Origin of the sequence: Paludibacillus litoralis, assembly GCF_037646705.1 — a bacterium.
Lineage (GTDB): Bacteria > Pseudomonadota > Alphaproteobacteria > Rhodobacterales > Rhodobacteraceae > Pikeienuella > Pikeienuella litoralis.
Map to the genome: position 1 here is coordinate 48570 of NZ_JBBHER010000003.1, position 15877 is coordinate 64446.

Annotated in this window: 17 protein-coding genes; 8 read left to right on the top strand and 9 right to left on the bottom strand. The window is 66.6% G+C overall.

Annotated features, from left to right (window positions below; all coding sequences use genetic code 11):
• The first annotated feature begins 97 nt into the window (after positions 1 to 97).
• Positions 98 to 553 (top strand): iron response transcriptional regulator IrrA, encoded by a 456-nt coding sequence (gene irrA / locus WG921_RS04680; protein WP_340108057.1) that lies wholly within the window; start codon positions 98 to 100, stop codon positions 551 to 553.
• Between the two features lie 19 nt (positions 554 to 572).
• The gene (locus WG921_RS04685; RefSeq protein ID WP_340108058.1) at positions 573 to 1523 is read left to right on the top strand and encodes an aldo/keto reductase; all 951 of its coding nucleotides are present in this window, start codon (positions 573 to 575) and stop codon (positions 1521 to 1523) included.
• 11 nt (positions 1524 to 1534) lie between these two features.
• Here WG921_RS04685 and WG921_RS04690 read toward each other — a convergent pair whose 3' ends face one another.
• A complete protein-coding gene (locus WG921_RS04690) occupies positions 1535 to 2080 on the bottom strand; it encodes a DUF2062 domain-containing protein (RefSeq protein ID WP_340108059.1) in 546 nt (181 codons plus the stop codon).
• A gap of 110 nt (positions 2081 to 2190) precedes the next feature.
• Positions 2191 to 4359 (bottom strand): RelA/SpoT family protein, encoded by a 2169-nt coding sequence (locus tag WG921_RS04695; RefSeq protein ID WP_340108060.1) that lies wholly within the window; start codon positions 4357 to 4359, stop codon positions 2191 to 2193.
• 214 nt (positions 4360 to 4573) lie between these two features.
• Here WG921_RS04695 and WG921_RS04700 point away from each other — a divergent pair, with 214 nt between their 5' ends.
• Positions 4574 to 5683: a patatin-like phospholipase family protein gene (locus WG921_RS04700; protein ID WP_340108061.1), complete on the top strand. Its 1110-nt coding sequence runs from the start codon at positions 4574 to 4576 to the stop codon at positions 5681 to 5683.
• Positions 5684 to 5735: 52 nt separating this feature from the next.
• On the opposite strand, the gene rpoZ is transcribed toward WG921_RS04700, so the two are convergent.
• From rpoZ to WG921_RS04720, 4 genes are all read right to left on the bottom strand, one after another.
• A complete protein-coding gene (gene rpoZ, locus WG921_RS04705) occupies positions 5736 to 6089 on the bottom strand; it encodes a DNA-directed RNA polymerase subunit omega (RefSeq protein ID WP_340108062.1) in 354 nt (117 codons plus the stop codon).
• 78 nt (positions 6090 to 6167) lie between these two features.
• Complete coding sequence (locus WG921_RS04710; protein ID WP_340108063.1) at positions 6168 to 7706, bottom strand: lipase family alpha/beta hydrolase; 1539 nt, start codon at positions 7704 to 7706, stop codon at positions 6168 to 6170.
• Between the two features lie 101 nt (positions 7707 to 7807).
• Positions 7808 to 8062 carry a hypothetical protein gene (locus tag WG921_RS04715; RefSeq protein ID WP_340108064.1) on the bottom strand — a complete coding sequence of 85 codons (255 nt, stop codon included), beginning with the start codon at positions 8060 to 8062 and terminating at the stop codon, positions 7808 to 7810.
• 97 nt (positions 8063 to 8159) lie between these two features.
• A complete protein-coding gene (locus WG921_RS04720) occupies positions 8160 to 8807 on the bottom strand; it encodes a ParA family protein (protein WP_340108065.1) in 648 nt (215 codons plus the stop codon).
• A 321-nt stretch (positions 8808 to 9128) separates the two neighbouring features.
• On the opposite strand from WG921_RS04720, the gene WG921_RS04725 reads away from it, so the two are divergent.
• Positions 9129 to 9356, top strand: coding sequence for a hypothetical protein (locus tag WG921_RS04725; protein ID WP_340108066.1), 228 nt, complete (start codon positions 9129 to 9131; stop codon positions 9354 to 9356).
• Positions 9357 to 9607: 251 nt separating this feature from the next.
• Here WG921_RS04725 and WG921_RS04730 read toward each other — a convergent pair whose 3' ends face one another.
• Both WG921_RS04730 and carA read right to left on the bottom strand, forming a co-directional pair.
• Positions 9608 to 11524 carry a glycosyltransferase family 2 protein gene (locus tag WG921_RS04730; RefSeq protein WP_340108067.1) on the bottom strand — a complete coding sequence of 639 codons (1917 nt, stop codon included), beginning with the start codon at positions 11522 to 11524 and terminating at the stop codon, positions 9608 to 9610.
• 361 nt (positions 11525 to 11885) lie between these two features.
• On the bottom strand, positions 11886 to 13025 hold the full coding sequence (carA, locus tag WG921_RS04735) for a glutamine-hydrolyzing carbamoyl-phosphate synthase small subunit (protein ID WP_340108068.1): 1140 nt from the start codon (positions 13023 to 13025) through the stop codon (positions 11886 to 11888).
• 191 nt (positions 13026 to 13216) lie between these two features.
• Between carA and WG921_RS04740 the strand changes: the two genes are divergently transcribed.
• From WG921_RS04740 to nthA, 4 genes are read left to right on the top strand one after another with little or no spacing between them, the layout of a single operon-like run.
• The gene (locus WG921_RS04740; RefSeq protein ID WP_340108069.1) at positions 13217 to 13669 is read left to right on the top strand and encodes a GatB/YqeY domain-containing protein; all 453 of its coding nucleotides are present in this window, start codon (positions 13217 to 13219) and stop codon (positions 13667 to 13669) included.
• Between the two features lie 33 nt (positions 13670 to 13702).
• On the top strand, positions 13703 to 14062 hold the full coding sequence (locus WG921_RS04745; protein WP_340108070.1) for a ScnB-like protein: 360 nt from the start codon (positions 13703 to 13705) through the stop codon (positions 14060 to 14062).
• A gap of 18 nt (positions 14063 to 14080) precedes the next feature.
• Positions 14081 to 14374, top strand: a complete 294-nt coding sequence (locus WG921_RS04750; RefSeq protein WP_340108071.1) for an SH3-like domain-containing protein — start codon at positions 14081 to 14083, stop codon at positions 14372 to 14374.
• A complete protein-coding gene (gene nthA, locus WG921_RS04755; protein WP_340108072.1) occupies positions 14364 to 15047 on the top strand; it encodes a nitrile hydratase subunit alpha in 684 nt (227 codons plus the stop codon). The genes WG921_RS04750 and nthA overlap by 11 nt, the downstream gene beginning before the upstream one ends.
• On the opposite strand, the gene WG921_RS04760 is transcribed toward nthA, so the two are convergent.
• Positions 15044 to 15778 (bottom strand): DUF1223 domain-containing protein, encoded by a 735-nt coding sequence (locus WG921_RS04760; protein ID WP_340108073.1) that lies wholly within the window; start codon positions 15776 to 15778, stop codon positions 15044 to 15046. The genes nthA and WG921_RS04760 overlap by 4 nt on opposite strands.
• Between the last annotated feature and the right edge of the window lie 99 nt (positions 15779 to 15877).

Genomic DNA, 15877 nt, shown 5'->3' on the forward strand with positions numbered 1-15877 from the left:
GGCGCGCGCCGGCCGCCAAAGAGACCCTATGGTAAAAAGAGCGCGATTGTGCTTCTTTTGTCAGCAAGATCCAGAAAAGCATGTGTGGACGAACTCGATGACTTCAGAACCGGCGCCTATCGATGCCTCCGATGTCGACGCGTCCGACGCTGACCACAGCGCGGAACGCTGGCTTGCGGCGGCCGGGCTTCGGCCGACCCGGCAGCGCCGGGCCCTCGCGGCCCTTCTTGTCGGCGATGAGCGGCACCGCCATGTGACCGCCGAGCGGCTCTTCGCGGCCGCGCTCGAAGCGGGCGCGCGGGTGTCTCTCGCCACGGTCTATAACACGCTGAGAAGCTTCACCGACGCGGGGCTGCTGACCGAGGTCGCGGTCGATGGCGCGCGGAGCTATTTCGACACGAGGACGGAAGATCACCCGCATTTCTTCTGGGAGGACGAAGGGCGGCTCACGGACGCGCCGATCGACTCGGTCGAGTTCGCGCGGCTTCCGGACGCGCCGGAAGGCACGGTCGTGGCCAAGGTCGACGTGGTGATCCGCCTCCGTAGAGGCTGACAGGGCAGGAAGACAATTCATGAAAACCAAACGACTGGGCCGCACGGGCGCTCTGGTTTCCGAACTTTGCTTTGGAACGATGTCTTTCGGCGGAGACGCCGACGAAACGACGGCGGGCGCGATCTACGCGGCGTGCCGCGACGCGGGCCTCAATTTCTTCGATTGCGCCGATTCCTATTGCGGGGGGCGCTCGGAGGAGATTCTGGGCGGGTTGATCCGGGGCCATCGCGACGAGGTGTTCATCACGTCGAAATGCGGGATGGGGCGGCACAAGGGCGCCTCGCGCCGCGGGATCCGCCTCTCCTGCGAGGCGAGTCTGCGGCGGCTCGGCGTTGAGCGGATCGACCTCTATTTCATGCATCGTTTCGATGAGAGCGTCCCGCTGGAGGAGACCATGCGCGCGCTCGAGGATCTGCGCGCCTCCGGCAAGGTCGCGCATATCGGCTGCTCGAACTACGCCGCCTGGCAGATCGCGACGGCGAACGGGATCGCGGCCCGCGAAGGGTTCGCGCCCTTCGAGGTGGTTCAGCCGATGTACAGCCTGATCAAGCGCCAGGCCGAGGTGGAGATCCTTCCGCTGGCGGCGGCGGCGGATCTTGGCGTCATCTCTTACGGCCCGGGGGCCGGCGGGTTGCTGACCGGGAAATACCGGACCGGCGCCGAGGGGCGGTTCTCCGTCAACAAGGATTACCAGAAGCGGTATGCGGGCGACTGGTTTCGCGAAACCGCGGCCAGGTTCGCCGACTTCGCGGAGTCGCGAGGCGACAATCCGATGACGCTGGCGGTGGCCTGGGCGAAGGCGCATCCGGCGATCACCTGCCCGATCATCGGCGCGCGCTCGGTCGAGCAGCTCAAGGCCTCCCTCGCGGCGGCGGACTACGACATGCCGCCCGCGCTCCACGCCGAGATCTCCGCGCTCTCGCGGACCCCGCCGCCGGCGACCGACCGGCTGGAGGAGTTGGCCGACTGAGCCGCGCCGGCCTACTCGCTCACCACATTGTTCTGTTTGGCGATTCGGGCGCGGGTGCGGGCGATCAGCCGGTTCCGGCGCCGCCGCTGATAGGTGGCGACCAGGGGCCGCACGACCATGTAGCTCGCGACCGCTGAAATGAGCCCGGGTATGATCCCGCCGACAAAGTAGGGGATCACCAGGCTGCTGATGTCCCGCAGCAGCATGATGGCCATCTGGTGAAGCCCCTGCTCGATGAAATCGGAATCGACCGGCGAGCCCATGATCAGGCCGCCCAGCTCCAGACAAATGGCGACGATGAAGGGGAATGTGAGCGGATTGCCGAAAAAGGTGCCGATGGCGCTGGCGAAAATGTTGCCGCGCAGCAGCCAGGCGAGCCCCGCCGCGATCATGAAATGGAAGCCGAAGAACGGCGTGAACGAGGCGTAGACGCCGCACGCGACTCCAAGGGCGATGCGCGTCGGGCTGTCGGGGAGGCGCTGCATCCGATGACGCCAATAGTGGATCACGCGCCGCCAGCCCGTCCGTGGCGCGATATAGGCTCTCACCACTTCCATGATGGGGCGCTTGTCACGGCGTTTGAACACAGGTCCGCCTTCTTCAGATGTCACTTCGCGGCGGGGTCTCGCCGCGCCGCCCACTCGCTATCCCGGCGCGCGCTCCGGCGCTACGCCGAAAGATCCCGGGGCTCTTCAGCCTCCGGTTGCTTCGGCGTCGGGAGGCGGGTGCGTCGTACTTCGGCGACGATGGTCTGCGCTTCAAGGGCGCTGATGATCGCACTCATGTGTTTCATGTCCTTCACCATGAGGCTGACGCGCATCCGCCAGAAATCGGGCATGCGCGCGATCGTCGCCATGTTTTCGATATTCGCGCGGTGCTCGCCGATCAGGGTGGCGATCGCGCCGAGCGCGCCGGCCTGATTGGCCAGCGTGATGTCGATGGACGTCGAGCGGCCGCCGAGTTGCGCCGCGTCCTCATCCCATCTGAGGTCGATCCAGCGCTCCGGGTGCTCTTCGTGGGCGATCAGCGCCTCGCAGTCGATGCAGTGGGCCTCGATCCCGGGCCCGGTGCGGATCCCGACGATCCGCTCGCCCGGAATCGGCTCGCAGCACGCGGCGAAAACGAAGGGAACGCCGGCGGGCGCGCCGCGCACGAGCCGGTGCGGGCGCTCGACGGCCTCCTCCGGTTCGTCGGTTTCGGGCTCGACCATGCCGGGATAAACTGCGGCGACCAGCCGCCGGCCGGTCAGTTCCGCCGCGCCGAGCGCGGCGAGGAGGCTCTCGACGGTGGCGTAGCCGAGCTTTCGCGCCGCCGCCTGCAACGCTTTCGCGCCGCCGTCGAGCTTCCGGCGTTCGAAGGCGAGGCGGGCGATCTCCGTGCCGAGGCGGATATGCTCGGCGCGCTCCTCCTCGCGGAGCGCCCGGCGGATGGCCGCGCGGGCGCGCCCGGTCTTGGCCATGTCCATCCAGACCGGGCTCGGCCGCGAGCTTTCGACCCGGATGATCTCCACCGACTGGCCGTTCCGAAGCCGCGTCCAGAGCGGGACCCGCGCGCCGTCCACCTTCGCGCCGACGCAGCTGTCGCCGATCCTGGTGTGGATCGCATAGGCGAAATCGATCGGGGTCGCGCCGCGCGGCAGGCCGTAGACATCGCCTTTCGGGGTGAAGCAGAAGACCTGGTCATGAAACATGTCGAGCTTGACCTGTTCCAGAAACTCCTTCGGCGGGTCGCCCTTCTCCAGCCGTTCGACCAGGGTCGAGAGCCAGTGGAACGGATCGACGGCGAAGGGGTTCTCGCTCGGCCGTCCCTCCTTGTAGGCCCAGTGCGCGGCGACGCCGGTTTCCGCGACCTCATGCATCTCGCGGGTGCGGATCTGGATCTCGACGCGGCTGGCCATCGGGCCGTAGACGGTGGTGTGAAGGCTGCGATAGCCGTTCGATTTCGGCCCGGAGATGTAATCCTTCATCCGTTCCGGCACCACGCGCATGGCGGTATGGACGGCCCCGAGCGCGATGTAGCAGCTCGGGATGTCGTCGGTGATGATGCGAAAGCCGTAGATGTCGGAGAGCTGGCCGAAGCTGATCTGCTTCTCCTCCATCTTTCGCCAGATCGAGTAGGGCGTCTTCTCCCGGCCCTGAACTTCCGCGGAGACGCCGGCGTCGCGGAGCGCCTCCCCGATCGCGGCCTTGATTCGGGGGATGAGGTCGCCGGTTTCCTTCCTGAGCTTCAGGAATCGGCGCATGATCGAGGTGCGCGCTTCGGGATGCAGCACTTCGAAGGCGAGATCCTCCAGTTCCTCGCGCATCTGCTGCATGCCCATGCGGCTGGCGAGCGGAGCGAAGATATCCATCGTCTCGCGCGCGATGCGGGCGCGTTTCTCCGGGCGAAGCGCGCCGAGCGTGCGCATGTTGTGGGTGCGGTCCGCCAATTTGACCAGCAACACCCGCACGTCGCGCGACATCGCGATCAGCAGTTTGCGGAAGTTTTCCGCCTGCTCGACCTCGCGGCTCGCGAGCTTCAGCTTGTTGAGCTTGGTGACCCCGTTGACCAGCTCCGCGATCTCTTCGCCGAAAAGCTCGGTGATTTCCGCATATGTCGCAGCGGTGTCTTCAATGGTGTCATGCAACAACGCGGTGACGATCGTGGCGTCGTCGAGCTTCAGCTCGGTCAGAATCGCCGCGACCTCCAGCGGATGGCCGAAATAGGATTCCCCCGACGCGCGCCTCTGCGCGGCGTGCGCGCGCGCGCCATAGACATAGGCGCGGTTCAAGAGCGCCTCGTCCGCGTTCGGGTTGTAGGCCCGGACCATCTCAACCAGTTCGAATTGCCGTATCACGGCCTCGGTCTCTCCCAAACGTCAGGAAAAGTCTAATTTAGGCGCCGGCCGCTCCGAACGCCAATCTTATCGGCGGCGGGCGGCGTGGCGTTTCGATGCGGCGGCGGCCCCGGCGTCGGGGTCTTTTCGACGGTCGGGCGGGTTGAGTGATTCCGCGCCGCACAATAGGCTCGCGCACAGTCTCCTTTCTCGCAGAACCACGAGGAGCCGCGCCATGACCGCCGAAACCGAAAAGTCGTCGCCGCAGCGGCGCGCGCGGCGCAAGCCGAAGGCTCCGGGAACTCGCCCTCTCCGTCGCAAGGCGCATCACAAGAAGGCGATCAACCTCGCCTTGCAGGGGGGCGGCTCGCACGGCGCGTTCACCTGGGGCGTGCTGGACAAGATCTTCGAAGACGACCGGCTCTGGATCGAGGCGATCAGCGGAACCTCGGCCGGCGCGATGAATGCTGTCGTCGCGGCGCAGGGAGTGAACGAGAACGGCGGCGCCGGCGCCCGCGTGCGGCTGGAGGAGTTCTGGCGCGCGGTCTCGAAAGCGGGCCTCGCGAGCCCGATCCAGCGCTCCCTCCTCGCGCGGGCCATGGGAAACTGGTCGCTCGATGATTCGCCCGGCTATCGATTCCTTTCCGCGCTGAAAGGCGTCGCGTCGCCCTATGATTTCAACCCGCTCGGATGCAACCCGCTTCGCGATCTGGTTGGCGAACTGGTCGATTTCGAGAAGGTCCGCGATTGCCGGGAGATAGAGCTGTTCATCGCCGCGACGACGGTGGAGACGGGTAAGGTCCGGGTCTTCCAGCATGACGAGATCACGCTGGATGCGGTGATGGCGTCAGCCTGTCTGCCGCAACTTTTCAAGGCGGTGGAGATCGACGGCAAACATTACTGGGATGGCGGGTTCATGGGAAATCCGCCCCTTTATCCATTCTTCTATGAGAGCACGACGCGAGACATCGTGATCGTGCAGATCGACCCCGTCTTCCGGGGGGGAGCGCCGCGCGGCGCCGCCGAGATCGCCGATCGCGTCAGCGAGATCTCCTTCAACGCGGCGCTGCTGCACGAGTTGCGCGCGATCGATTTCGTCGCGCGGTTGCTGGAGGAGGGCAAGCTGGACCCGCAGGAGTACCACAAGATGCGCGTCCATATCATCCAGGAGCGCAAGCAGATCCGCCCGCTTGACGCGTCATCGAAGATGAATGTCGAATGGGCGTTCCTGCAGCATCTCTTCAAGCTGGGCCGCGCCGCCGCGACGCGCTGGCTGAAGCAGCATTATGACGACATCGGCGAGCGCTCCAGCGTCAACATCCGCCAGATGTTCGACGGCGGCTGACCGGGAAAGCCCGCCCGGCGCATCAGGCCCGCCCGCGGGCGGGCCGGCGGGGTCAGCCCTGACTCTGCTCGGACAGAAGCGCGCGCAGGAGCTGCTCCTCGCTCAGGTCCTCGACCGGCTTGTCGGGGCCATCCTCGCCCATGAGCATCGACATCTGATCCTCTTCCGGCTCGTCCACCTCGATATGGCGCTGAATCGCCTCGATCGCCCGCTCCCGAAGGTCGGCGACCGGGATCGTCTCCTCGGCGATCTCCCTGAGCGCGACAACCGGGTTCTTGTCGTTGTCGCGGTCCAGCGTGAGAGGCGCGCCGGTGGCGATCTCGCGGGCGCGGTGCGCGGCCAGCATGACGAGATCGAAGCGGTTAGGAACCTTGTCTACGCAGTCTTCGACGGTCACGCGGGCCATGGGCGACGCTCCTTCCGGGGATGTCCTTGAAGCGCAGCCATATGGCGCCTTCGCGGCTGGATTGCAAGTGTGACGCCCTCACTTCGTCGCTGGCGGCGCGGTCGCCGCCTGCGAGGATGAGGGCGCGCCGGCGAGAGAGAGTCGGCCCGGCCGGGCCAGCTGATCGCCGACCCGCGGCGCCTCCAGCAGCCAGAACAACAGGTTGTCGCCGAAGACCGCGCTCTTGGTGATGTCGACATGCTCCTCCGGCAGAAGGAGCACCGACCGGTAGGTCACCGGCGAGCGCAGGCCGAGCGCATAGTCGCCATCCTGCCGCTCGTCGAGGAGTGATGAGGCGCGGAGGACCACGCCGTCCCCCTCCTCCAGTTTCGTGATCTCGACATGGCCGGTCTCCGGATCGAATTCGACCTCGGCCGGCGTCTCGAATCCGCCGCCGACGACCAGATAGAGGTCGAGATCCTCCGGCACATCCACCGGCCGGTCCATCGCCCGCTGGAACTGCTCCGCCCGCGCGAGGATCTTTGCGAGATGGCGTTTGGCGCGCGCGCGCCGGCTCTCGGCGGTGGGCTCGTCGGGCATCAGGATCTTGAGCATGGCGTCCTGCGACGGATCGAGGAGGCCCCATCCGTAGCGGTCCCACATGTCCACGTCGAAAAGACTGACGAACTCCGACGATCCCTTGATCCGGACGCGGCGATGCCGGTCGCGCGGGAACATCTCGTAGATGGAGACATGGGTGCTGAGCAGGGCGGGCTCGTAACTCGGCTGAAACGGCCCCAGCGTCTTGCCGTTGACGAGATTCTCGAACGAAAGCACCGATCCGGTGTTCGGCGGAGCGATGAAGACGGCGCGGCTGACGTTTTTCGCGCCGGCCCATGTCACCTCCGGCAGCGAGCCGTCCTCCGGCAAGTCCGCATCGCCATACATGAGATAATAGCGCGCCACGAGGCCGCCCATGGAGTGGGCGATCAGGTCGAACTTCACCTCCCCGGCGTCGTCGGCGTTGAAAACCTTCCGCCTGACATCGCCGACCTGCCGGATCTTGCGTTTGATGAAATAGTCGAGATCGCTCGCCCCTTCGACGATGTCGCGCCGCCAATCATAGGGGAACTCGAAACTGTCCAGGTTGATCTCGCGCTCGGTCACCTCCTCCTCGCGGGTTTCCCGGAACCCGAAGCCGCCGGCGATCAGGGTCGAGATCACGCCGCGATAGACGTCGATCTCCACCGGAATGCCGAGAACCGAAGCCCGGGCGACGCGGAGCACGCCGTCGGGGCGGACCCCGTCGCGCAGTTCGCGCAGAGGTTCGTCGCCTTCGCCGATGGGCAGCGCGATCAGGCGGGCGTTCTCGGGGACTTCGGGGTCGACGCTCAAACCGTCCGGGCCGCCCCAGATCACCACGCCGGATCGCTGATCCTCAAGCCTGGAGCCGAGCGTGCCGGGAATGGAGATCACCGGTCGGCGCGCCTCCGTCTTGAGGCTGGCGGCTGAGTCGTAGAGCGTGTCGAGATCGGGCGGGCTCGGCGTCGGGGCGCATCCGGTCAGAAATCCGGCCAGGAAGAGGGTGGCGATCAACGCCGCTCCCGCCGCCCGTCCGGTTCGCTCGTATCGCTGCATCACCGTGATCCCCCAATCCGGCCCACGAGTCCGGCGAGGCCGGCTCATGGAAACGTTAGCAGATTTCCGCGAGACGCCAACCGTCTCGCCGCGACCGGCCGTCAGGACCCGCCGGCGCCCCCCGCGCCGGCGCCGAACCGGTAACTGCCTTCAGGCAGATCGAACGCCGCTTCGAGGTCGCGAACCTGAGAGAAGGAAAGCGTGATGCGGAGCGTTTCGTCCCGGCGCGGATCATACTGCTCAATCGTTACGCAATCATCGAAGACGTTGACCACCACGTCTTCCTTGAGCGGCGCCTCGCCTTCATCGACGAGGGTGACGACGCTGGCGTCGAAGTCGTGCTCTATGGTGAACATGAAAGTCCTCGTTCAGATCTCGCTCGCGCGCCTGCGCCCGCGCCGGCGTGTTCCGGCCGTCGTTCCGACCGGGAGATCGGGCCGCCGGCGGCGCATGTCAGTCGAGCATCTTCCGGATCGCGGCGGCCAACGCCCTGATTTCATCGGCGGCTTTCGACGATTTGTCGGTTTCCGTCACGGCGCCGCCATTGGCGAAGGCGGAGGCGAAGGCGATGCGGTTTCCGATCCGCTCCGCCATGAGGTCCGCGCCGTCCGCTGTGAGCCGTTCCGCCATGTCCTCGATCGCGGCGCCGCGGGGCGGCACCCGGTTCAGCACCACGCGGGCCTCCGCGCCCTGTTTCGCCGCGGCGCGCAGCGTGGCGCGGGTCGCCCAGACGTCGGGCGCGGACGGTTGCGTGGGCGTGATGACCAGATCGGTTTCGCGAAGAACGCGGTTCAGCATCACGTCCGCGGCGCCGGGACAGTCGATCATGATCAGGTCGGCGTCGCGTGCGGCCTTGTCGATGTCGGAGCCGACGCGCCATTCGCTCGATTCGATGAGATCCATATCCGCCGCGCCGCGTCTCTTGATCCGCTCGTCCATCCACGAGGTGAGCGAGCGCTGCGGATCTAGGTCGATCAGTCCGACCCGGCGTCTGGCGCCGAGCCCGCCGCCGCCGGTCGCGAAGGCCACGGCGAGTTGCGTCAGCAATGTCGTCTTGCCGGCGCCGCCTTTTTGCTGAGCGAAAGTCAGAACCTTGGCCATTGCCGCCTCGCGCGTGTCTGATTGCGACTGGATAGCAGATCGGGTGAATCACGGCAATTCGGCGACGCCGCGCGATCCGGGCGCTCAGCCGCCCGCGCCGACGGCGGCCGGGGAGGGCGAATGAAGGCGCGCCCGGTCGCGGGTCCGAGGGGCTGGAGGAGCGATTGGCGCGTCCGTCGCCCGGCCGCGCGGCCGGGCGCGGTTGGCGGCGCGCGACGCGAATCGCATGCGCGTTCCAGAGAGAGGCGCGTCACAGAGGCGCGGCGGGGGGATGATTCGGGCCCGCCCGGGGGTCTGGCGGCCTCATAACGAATGGCGCTCATGCGATACGGCGACCGTGTTGCGCTTGATGAGCTGCGCGAGTGGCGGCGGCTTGCGATTTTAACGCATGTCCGTTCACCCGGCCCACCAGGCGCGGTTTTCGGTTTATTTACCGACGTCGGATGCTTGGTTGGGTGGTTGCTCGACCCTGGGGTGAATCTGGTGAATCGTCCGTTCGTGCTGCATGAATGGATGTTTGGCGCCATCGGAGCGCCTGTCTCCCTGTGACTCCGTGATTGTTAACTATGAATAATCGGCGATGAGAGGGAGAAGCGACTCGCAGGCTGGGCAAACTGATGTAGGTTAGACGCCACGAACAGCGACGATGGGCCGCGCCCCCTCCACATTAGGTGTTGCCCAGAACCATCCCGCCCCACAACGGGATTGGGAGTCCTGACGGAGCGGTCCATGAGACCGCCCGACTCGGCGTTCCGGGAAGTGCCCCACACCTGGAACGCCGTTTCACTTCTGCCGTTTCACTATTGATGATGGCGGCTTTGATCCTGGGCGTCGTCGGCGTGTCCGCCGCCGTTCCGCTTTCTTTTCAGCGCGACGCGCCGGAGCTCGGCCGCGACGCGGCCGACCCCATGTTGGGTCTTTCGCCATCTGGAGGGCGCCCAGACGAGCTCCCAGACCGCCAGATACGCCGCCGCGGCCCCAAGGCCCCAGTAGAGCGGCAGGGTCAGCGCCCAGCCGACGAGGCCGAGACGGTTCCGTCGCCAAAGGCCGAATGCCGCCGCGCAGAGCATGATCGGCAGCACCACGCTCGTCGCCACCGTCAGCATGTCGAAGGCCAGCCCGACCCCCATGCCGCGAAAATCCACCCAGAAGCCGGCGAGCGAGATCAGCCAGAGCCACGGCAGCAGCAGATATCCGAGCGCGGCGGAAAGCAGCACGGCGTTGAAGCCGAGAAACCGCCAAAGCCCGAGATCGGCCAGAAGAGCTCGGGGGCGGCGCATATGCGTCGCCCATGTGGAGAGATACCCTTTCAACCATCGCGATCTTTGCCGGATCCAGGCGCTCGGGCGGCTGCTCGCCTCCTCATCGGTCAGCGAATCGGAGAGCATGGTCCTCAGGCCGGCGCGCGCCAGCATCATGCCGAGATCGGCGTCTTCCGTCACATTGTGGCTGTCCCAGCCGCCGACCGCCTCAAGCGCGCCGCGGCGGATGAACAGCGACGTGCCGCCGAGCGGGATGGGGAGATCAAGCCGGAACAGGCCCGGCAGCATGGCGTCGAACCAGCTTGAATATTCAATCTCGAAACAGCGGGTCAGCCAGTTCTCATGCGCGTTGTAGTAACCGAGCCGCGCCTGGATGCAGGCGACGTCCGCTGGAGTGTCGGCGAACTGGGCCACGATGCGGGTGATCTGGTCCGGCGCGGGCCGATCTTCGGCGTCATAGACGCCGATCAAGGCGCCGCGGGTGAAATCCAGCGCGAAGTTCAGCGCCCGCGGCTTGGTGCGCGGCGCGCCGTCGGGCGCGATCAGGATGTCGATATTCGCCGGCGGCGCGAGCGCCCGCAGCGCCGCAAGCGTCACATCGTCGTCGCTTTCGAGGATCAGCTTGATGTCGAGAAGCTCGGGAGGGTAGTCGAGCGCGGCGAGAGACTGAAGCAGAAGCGGCGCCGTCTCGGGCTCGCGGTAAAGCGGCACGAGCAGGCTGACGATGGGCGGACGGCGCAGATCGGCGAGCCGCCGCGGCGCCTGCGTGAGCGCGCGCGCACGCGGCCGGGCGAGAAGCGCGGCGCCCCAGAGCGCCCCGTTGAGCGCCATCACCCCGACCGAGCACCAGAGAAACCCGGCGAGCGCGATGCTGGGATGGGCCGCGGCGACGACTCCGGCGCCGCCGAGACCTCCAATCGCCGCGGCGCGCTGCCAACGGGCGAACCCCGCCCTGAGGCTTTCCCCAAGCGGGCGGCGCGCGGCGGAGCGTTCGGCGAGCTGCGGCCCGCATGCGTCAATCAGAGCTCTTGAGATCTCCTGATCCTCGGCCGCGGCGATCGCGACCGCGGAAGAGCGAAGCGCCGGGTGTTCGGCGGCGCGCTCCGGCGCGGCGGCGACATAGACGACAAGCCCGGATTCAAGCCGCCAGGGCGCGATCCGCTCCCGGATGAAAAGCTCGATATCGCCGGATTCGATCAGCGCGGAATCGAGCGGCGAGCCTCTCAGGTCCACGAAATCCAGCCCCGCCTGCCGCGCCGCGGCGGCGGCGACGGCGGATCGGTCCACGCCGCTCCGAACGACGAGGATCTCTCCGATCCGCGCGCGGCTCACCTTTTGCGCCAGAAGCGACCGCGCGAGCGCGTCACTGTCGATCACGCCTTCCGAAAGCAGGATCTCGCCCAGCTGGCGCCGGTCGCCGCGTAGGTGTTTGACTGCGTCGCCGTCCTTCGCCATCAGCGACAGCGGCGCCGGCGCGCCTCTTCTTGAGCCATCGCCCTTCCTCTCTCAGGCTCACGCACTAGCGAACCGGACGGGGAGACGACGAACGAATTTCGTTAAGATGCGGTTAATAAAATCCGGAAAATTGCGCTAAATCCGGGCGTTCCGCGGATTGCGGGCGGCGCGCGCATCCCGCGACACGCATGCGGGGAAGTATCGGCGCAGAGGCTGGGCGACAGTCCGGGACATCAAGCCCGCGCCGCCTGGAGCGGCGAAACCGCCGTCACCGAAAGTCCCGGCGGCGCAGGATCGCGGATCACAGAGACATGTCGGCGCCCGTCAACGCGCGGCGTGTCGGTCAAATTCAGAAAGGAGTTCAGCCCATCGAGGCCATGAAGCGCTCGAAGAGATAGTGGCTGTCCTGTGGCCCGGGGCTCGCTTCGGGGTGATGCTGCACCGAAAAAACCGGCCTGTCCTTCAGCCGAAGCCCGCAATTCGACCCGTCGAAGAGCGACACATGCGTCTCCACCAGTTCATCGGGAAGCGTTTGCGCGTCGACGGTGAAGCCGTGATTCATCGACGTGATCTCGACCTTCCCGGTGGCCAGCTCGCGCACCGGATGGTTCGCGCCGTGATGCCCGTGGTTCATCTTGACGGTGCGCGCGCCGAGCGCGAGCGCCAGCATCTGATGGCCGAGGCAGATGCCGAAGATCGGCAGGCCGGTGTCGAGAAGCTTCCGGATCATCGGCACGGCGTAAACTCCGGTCGCGGCCGGGTCGCCGGGGCCGTTGGAGAGAAACACGCCGTCCGGATGGTGCGCCAGCACGTCCTCCGCGGTCGCGGTCGCGGGCAGGACGATGATATCGGCGCCGGCGGAGGCGAGATTCCGCAGGATATTGCGCTTCGCGCCGTAGTCGACGGCGACGACCTTCCGGCGCGCATCCGTGCGCCGCGGAAAGCCGCCCGGCCAGGCCCAGCGCATCTCCTCCCAGTGGTAGGATTGCGCGCAGGTCACCTCCTTCGCCAGGTCGGCGCCTTCGAGCCCGGCGAACCCGCGCGCCGCCTCGATCAGCGCGTCGGCGTCAGGCGTCTCCCCCGGGGTGTAGCCGATGGCGGCGTGCGGCATGCCGTGCTGGCGGATCGCGCGCGTCAGGCGCCGCGTGTCGACCCCGCCGATGGCGATGCGCCCGCTTCGCGCCATCCAGGCCGCCAGCGCCTCCGTCGCCCGCCAGTTCGAGGGGGCGGTCGGATCCATCCGGGTCACCATGCCGAGAGCGGCGGGCCGATCGGACTCCACATCCTCCACGTTGGCGCCGACATTGCCGATATGCGGAAAGGTGAAGGTGACGATCTGCCTGGCGTAGGAGGGATCGGTCATGATCTCCTGATAGCCGGTCATCGCGGTGTTGAAGCAGAGTTCCCCCACCGCGACCCCCGTCGCGCCGAAGCCGCGCCCGCGGAACAACGTTCCGTCAGCGAGGGCGAGGCATGCGTCGAGCTGTCGGGGTGCGTTCATGAGCTTTATCCATGGTGTGAGTCGCTGGAAGCTAGACAAGCTGCGGAACTCCGTCAATGACCAGCGTTGGCTCAGTTAAGTGTGATAATTCAACATGTTATCATATTGTGCAGGATTTGCGAAATTGCGCGGGTTGGGGTAGATTAACGGCTTGAATGTCGCTCTGCGACGCCAACGGGATAATGACAGCCATGCGCGACCGCCTTAATTCCGCGTTGAAGACCGCGATGAAGGACAAGGAGCGCACGAGAATCGGCGCGCTCCGACTCATCGTCGCCGCCTTGAACGAGCGGGAGATCGCCGCGCGCGGCGGCGACGACCCATCGGACCTGACCGAAGCCGAGATTCTGGAGGTGCTCGCCAAGATGGTGAAGCAGCGACAGGACAGCGCCAAAGCCTATGAGGAAGGCGGCCGCCCTGAGCTTGCGAAGCAGGAGCTCGCGGAGATCCGGATCATTCGGGAGTTCATGCCAAAGCAGATGCCGCCGGAGGAAGTGAACGCCGCGGTCAGGGATGCGATCCGCGACGCCGGGGCGCAATCGATCAAGGACATGGGCAAGGTCATGGGCGTTCTGAAGGAGAAGTACCAGGGCCGGATGGATTTCGGCAAGGCCGGCGCCGCCGTGCGTCAGGCGCTGGTTTGAGGCGAGGCGGCGGAGAGCCGATAGGAGATCTGAATGACGGGATCGAGTGAGGAAGGGCGGCGCTGGCACGATATGGGCGGCGTGATCGCGGCGGACGGCGGCCCGGAGGTGGACCGCGAGACCCATGACTACGCGCTCTGGGAGAAGCGGGTCGACGCGCTGGTGATGCTCGCGACCTCGAAGGGGCTCTTCACGGTGGACGGCCTTCGCCGCGTGCTGGAGGACATGGCCCCGGAGGCGTTCGAGACCCAGAGTTATTACGAACGCTGGGTCCAGTCCTTGACCCAGAACCTGATGGAGGCCGGCGCGTTCACGCCGGGGGAGCTGGGCGTGAAGATGGAAGAGATCGCCGCGCGCGGCGACACATATGGCGAGTGCTCGCTCGGAAGATAGAAGATCAGGGAGGAGTGGATGACGAAGACCTATCGAGTCGGACAAGCGGTGCGGCTCCTTCATCTTGCGCCTCCGGGCCATGTGCGCGCGCCTTGGTATCTGCGCGGAAAGACCGGAGTCATCGAACGCGATCTGGGGCGTACGGGAGATCCGGAGGCGCTCGCCTATGGCCGGTTCGACGCGCCGAAAAAGCGGCTCTATCGGGTCCGCTTCTCCATGGGCGATGTCTGGGGAGAGAAGGCGGAGCGCCCCGGCGACCGGGTCGACGCCGAAATATTCGAAAACTGGTTGGAGCCCGCCGATGCCGCATGACCACGATCACGATCACGACCATGATCACTTTCATCACGAGGGGATGAGTTCATCGGGGCATCCCTATCGTCCCGATCAGGACGCGCCGCTTACCTATTTCCAGCGGATGGAGATCGCGGTCCGTGAATTGCTGGTCGAAAAGGGCGTCACGACCGAGGCGGAGATAAACACGCGGGTCGCGGCGATGGACGCGCGCTCGCCCGCGATGGGCGCGGCGGTTGTGGCCCGCGCCTGGACCGACCCCGAGTTCAAGAAGCGCCTTCTCGCCGACGGCTCCGCCGCCTGCGCCGAGATGGGGGTTCCGCTCGAGGCGATGAAGCTGATCGTGGTGGAGAACACGCCCGAGACGCATAACGTCATCGTCTGCACGCTTTGCTCCTGCTACCCGCGCAATCTTCTCGGCCTGCCGCCGGATTGGTACAAGCAGCGCGCCTATCGAAGCCGGACCGTGATCGAGCCGCGCAAGGTCCTGTCCGAATTCGGGCTGGAGTTGCCCGACGATGTGACGGTGCAGGTCCATGATTCGACCGCGGACATGCGCTATATCGTGCTGCCGATGCGCCCCGCCGGAACCGAAGATATGGATGAGGCGGAGCTCGCCGCGCTGGTCGGGCGGGACGCGATGATCGGCGTCGCGCTTCCGTCGCAGCCTTCCGTCGCAGCCTCGGCCTAGCGCAGCGAGATCTGGCCGGCGCCGAGAATCGGCCCGCCGGCGCCCGCCTGAACCAGGACGGCGGCGCCGTCGGCGTCGGCCGGGCGGCGGGTCGTCAGGTTCAGCGCCCGGCCCCGCCATGGGCCGAGCTCCACCCACCCCTTGACCACGTTTCGATAGACGACGTTCCGGCCGCTATTCTCGCCTCTGGGGATCCGCACCTTTTCCGCGGCGGTGAAGTAGGCCAACGACACTTGCGCCTCCGGCCCGTCGGAGGCCGGCGCGGCGCCGGTCGGGTCGATCGCAATCTGAATCTCGTCGCCATCCCGCTGGAGCGTCACGCGTGCGGCGGGCGGGTGGGCGAGTTGCCGCTCGACCGCGGCCCGGACCTTTTCATGCTGGCTGCCGACGACGTGCTCGCCGCCCTGGAACACCATCTGCGGCGTGTAGATGATCCGCTCATGCATGGCTTCCGAATAGGCGCGCTGGCGTTTCGTGTGCTCGGCCGAGCCGAAGGCGTCCTTCCAGCCGAGATAATCCCAGTAGTCGACATGGAGAGAGAGGGCGATGACGTCGTCGCGCTCCGCCAGGCGGGCGAGCTCCTCATCCGCCGGAGGGCAGGCGGAGCAGCCTTGGGAGGTGAACAACTCGACCACGACAGGGGTTTCCGCGCGGTCGCCGGAAAAGCTCGCCGTCGCCGCGAAGAGGAGCGGCGACGCGGCGAAAATGGCGGCGATGGCGCTGCGCCTCATCATGATCTCCCTGATTCAGCCCGTAGTCGTGACCTTAGGTAACCACAGTGCGGCGCAGTGTGACGAGTCAAGCTTTCGGGAGGCGATGAGGAGCCGATG

What these genes read in the sequence shown, in the direction of transcription:
- rpoZ (WP_340108062.1), bottom strand. Translation starts at nt 6,089, where the DNA reads ATGGCCCGCGTGACCGTCGAAGACTGCGTAGACAAGGTTCCTAACCGC.
- WG921_RS04740 (WP_340108069.1), top strand. Translation starts at nt 13,217, where the DNA reads ATGCGCGACCGCCTTAATTCCGCGTTGAAGACCGCGATGAAGGACAAG.
- irrA (WP_340108057.1), top strand. Translation starts at nt 98, where the DNA reads ATGACTTCAGAACCGGCGCCTATCGATGCCTCCGATGTCGACGCGTCC.
- nthA (WP_340108072.1), top strand. Translation starts at nt 14,364, where the DNA reads ATGCCGCATGACCACGATCACGATCACGACCATGATCACTTTCATCAC.
- WG921_RS04690 (WP_340108059.1), bottom strand. Translation starts at nt 2,080, where the DNA reads ATGGAAGTGGTGAGAGCCTATATCGCGCCACGGACGGGCTGGCGGCGC.
- WG921_RS04685 (WP_340108058.1), top strand. Translation starts at nt 573, where the DNA reads ATGAAAACCAAACGACTGGGCCGCACGGGCGCTCTGGTTTCCGAACTT.
- WG921_RS04700 (WP_340108061.1), top strand. Translation starts at nt 4,574, where the DNA reads ATGACCGCCGAAACCGAAAAGTCGTCGCCGCAGCGGCGCGCGCGGCGC.
- WG921_RS04745 (WP_340108070.1), top strand. Translation starts at nt 13,703, where the DNA reads ATGACGGGATCGAGTGAGGAAGGGCGGCGCTGGCACGATATGGGCGGC.
- WG921_RS04750 (WP_340108071.1), top strand. Translation starts at nt 14,081, where the DNA reads ATGACGAAGACCTATCGAGTCGGACAAGCGGTGCGGCTCCTTCATCTT.
- carA (WP_340108068.1), bottom strand. Translation starts at nt 13,025, where the DNA reads ATGAACGCACCCCGACAGCTCGACGCATGCCTCGCCCTCGCTGACGGA.
- WG921_RS04730 (WP_340108067.1), bottom strand. Translation starts at nt 11,524, where the DNA reads ATGGCGAAGGACGGCGACGCAGTCAAACACCTACGCGGCGACCGGCGC.
- WG921_RS04760 (WP_340108073.1), bottom strand. Translation starts at nt 15,778, where the DNA reads ATGAGGCGCAGCGCCATCGCCGCCATTTTCGCCGCGTCGCCGCTCCTC.
- WG921_RS04710 (WP_340108063.1), bottom strand. Translation starts at nt 7,706, where the DNA reads ATGCAGCGATACGAGCGAACCGGACGGGCGGCGGGAGCGGCGTTGATC.
- WG921_RS04720 (WP_340108065.1), bottom strand. Translation starts at nt 8,807, where the DNA reads ATGGCCAAGGTTCTGACTTTCGCTCAGCAAAAAGGCGGCGCCGGCAAG.
- WG921_RS04715 (WP_340108064.1), bottom strand. Translation starts at nt 8,062, where the DNA reads ATGTTCACCATAGAGCACGACTTCGACGCCAGCGTCGTCACCCTCGTC.
- WG921_RS04725 (WP_340108066.1), top strand. Translation starts at nt 9,129, where the DNA reads ATGCGATACGGCGACCGTGTTGCGCTTGATGAGCTGCGCGAGTGGCGG.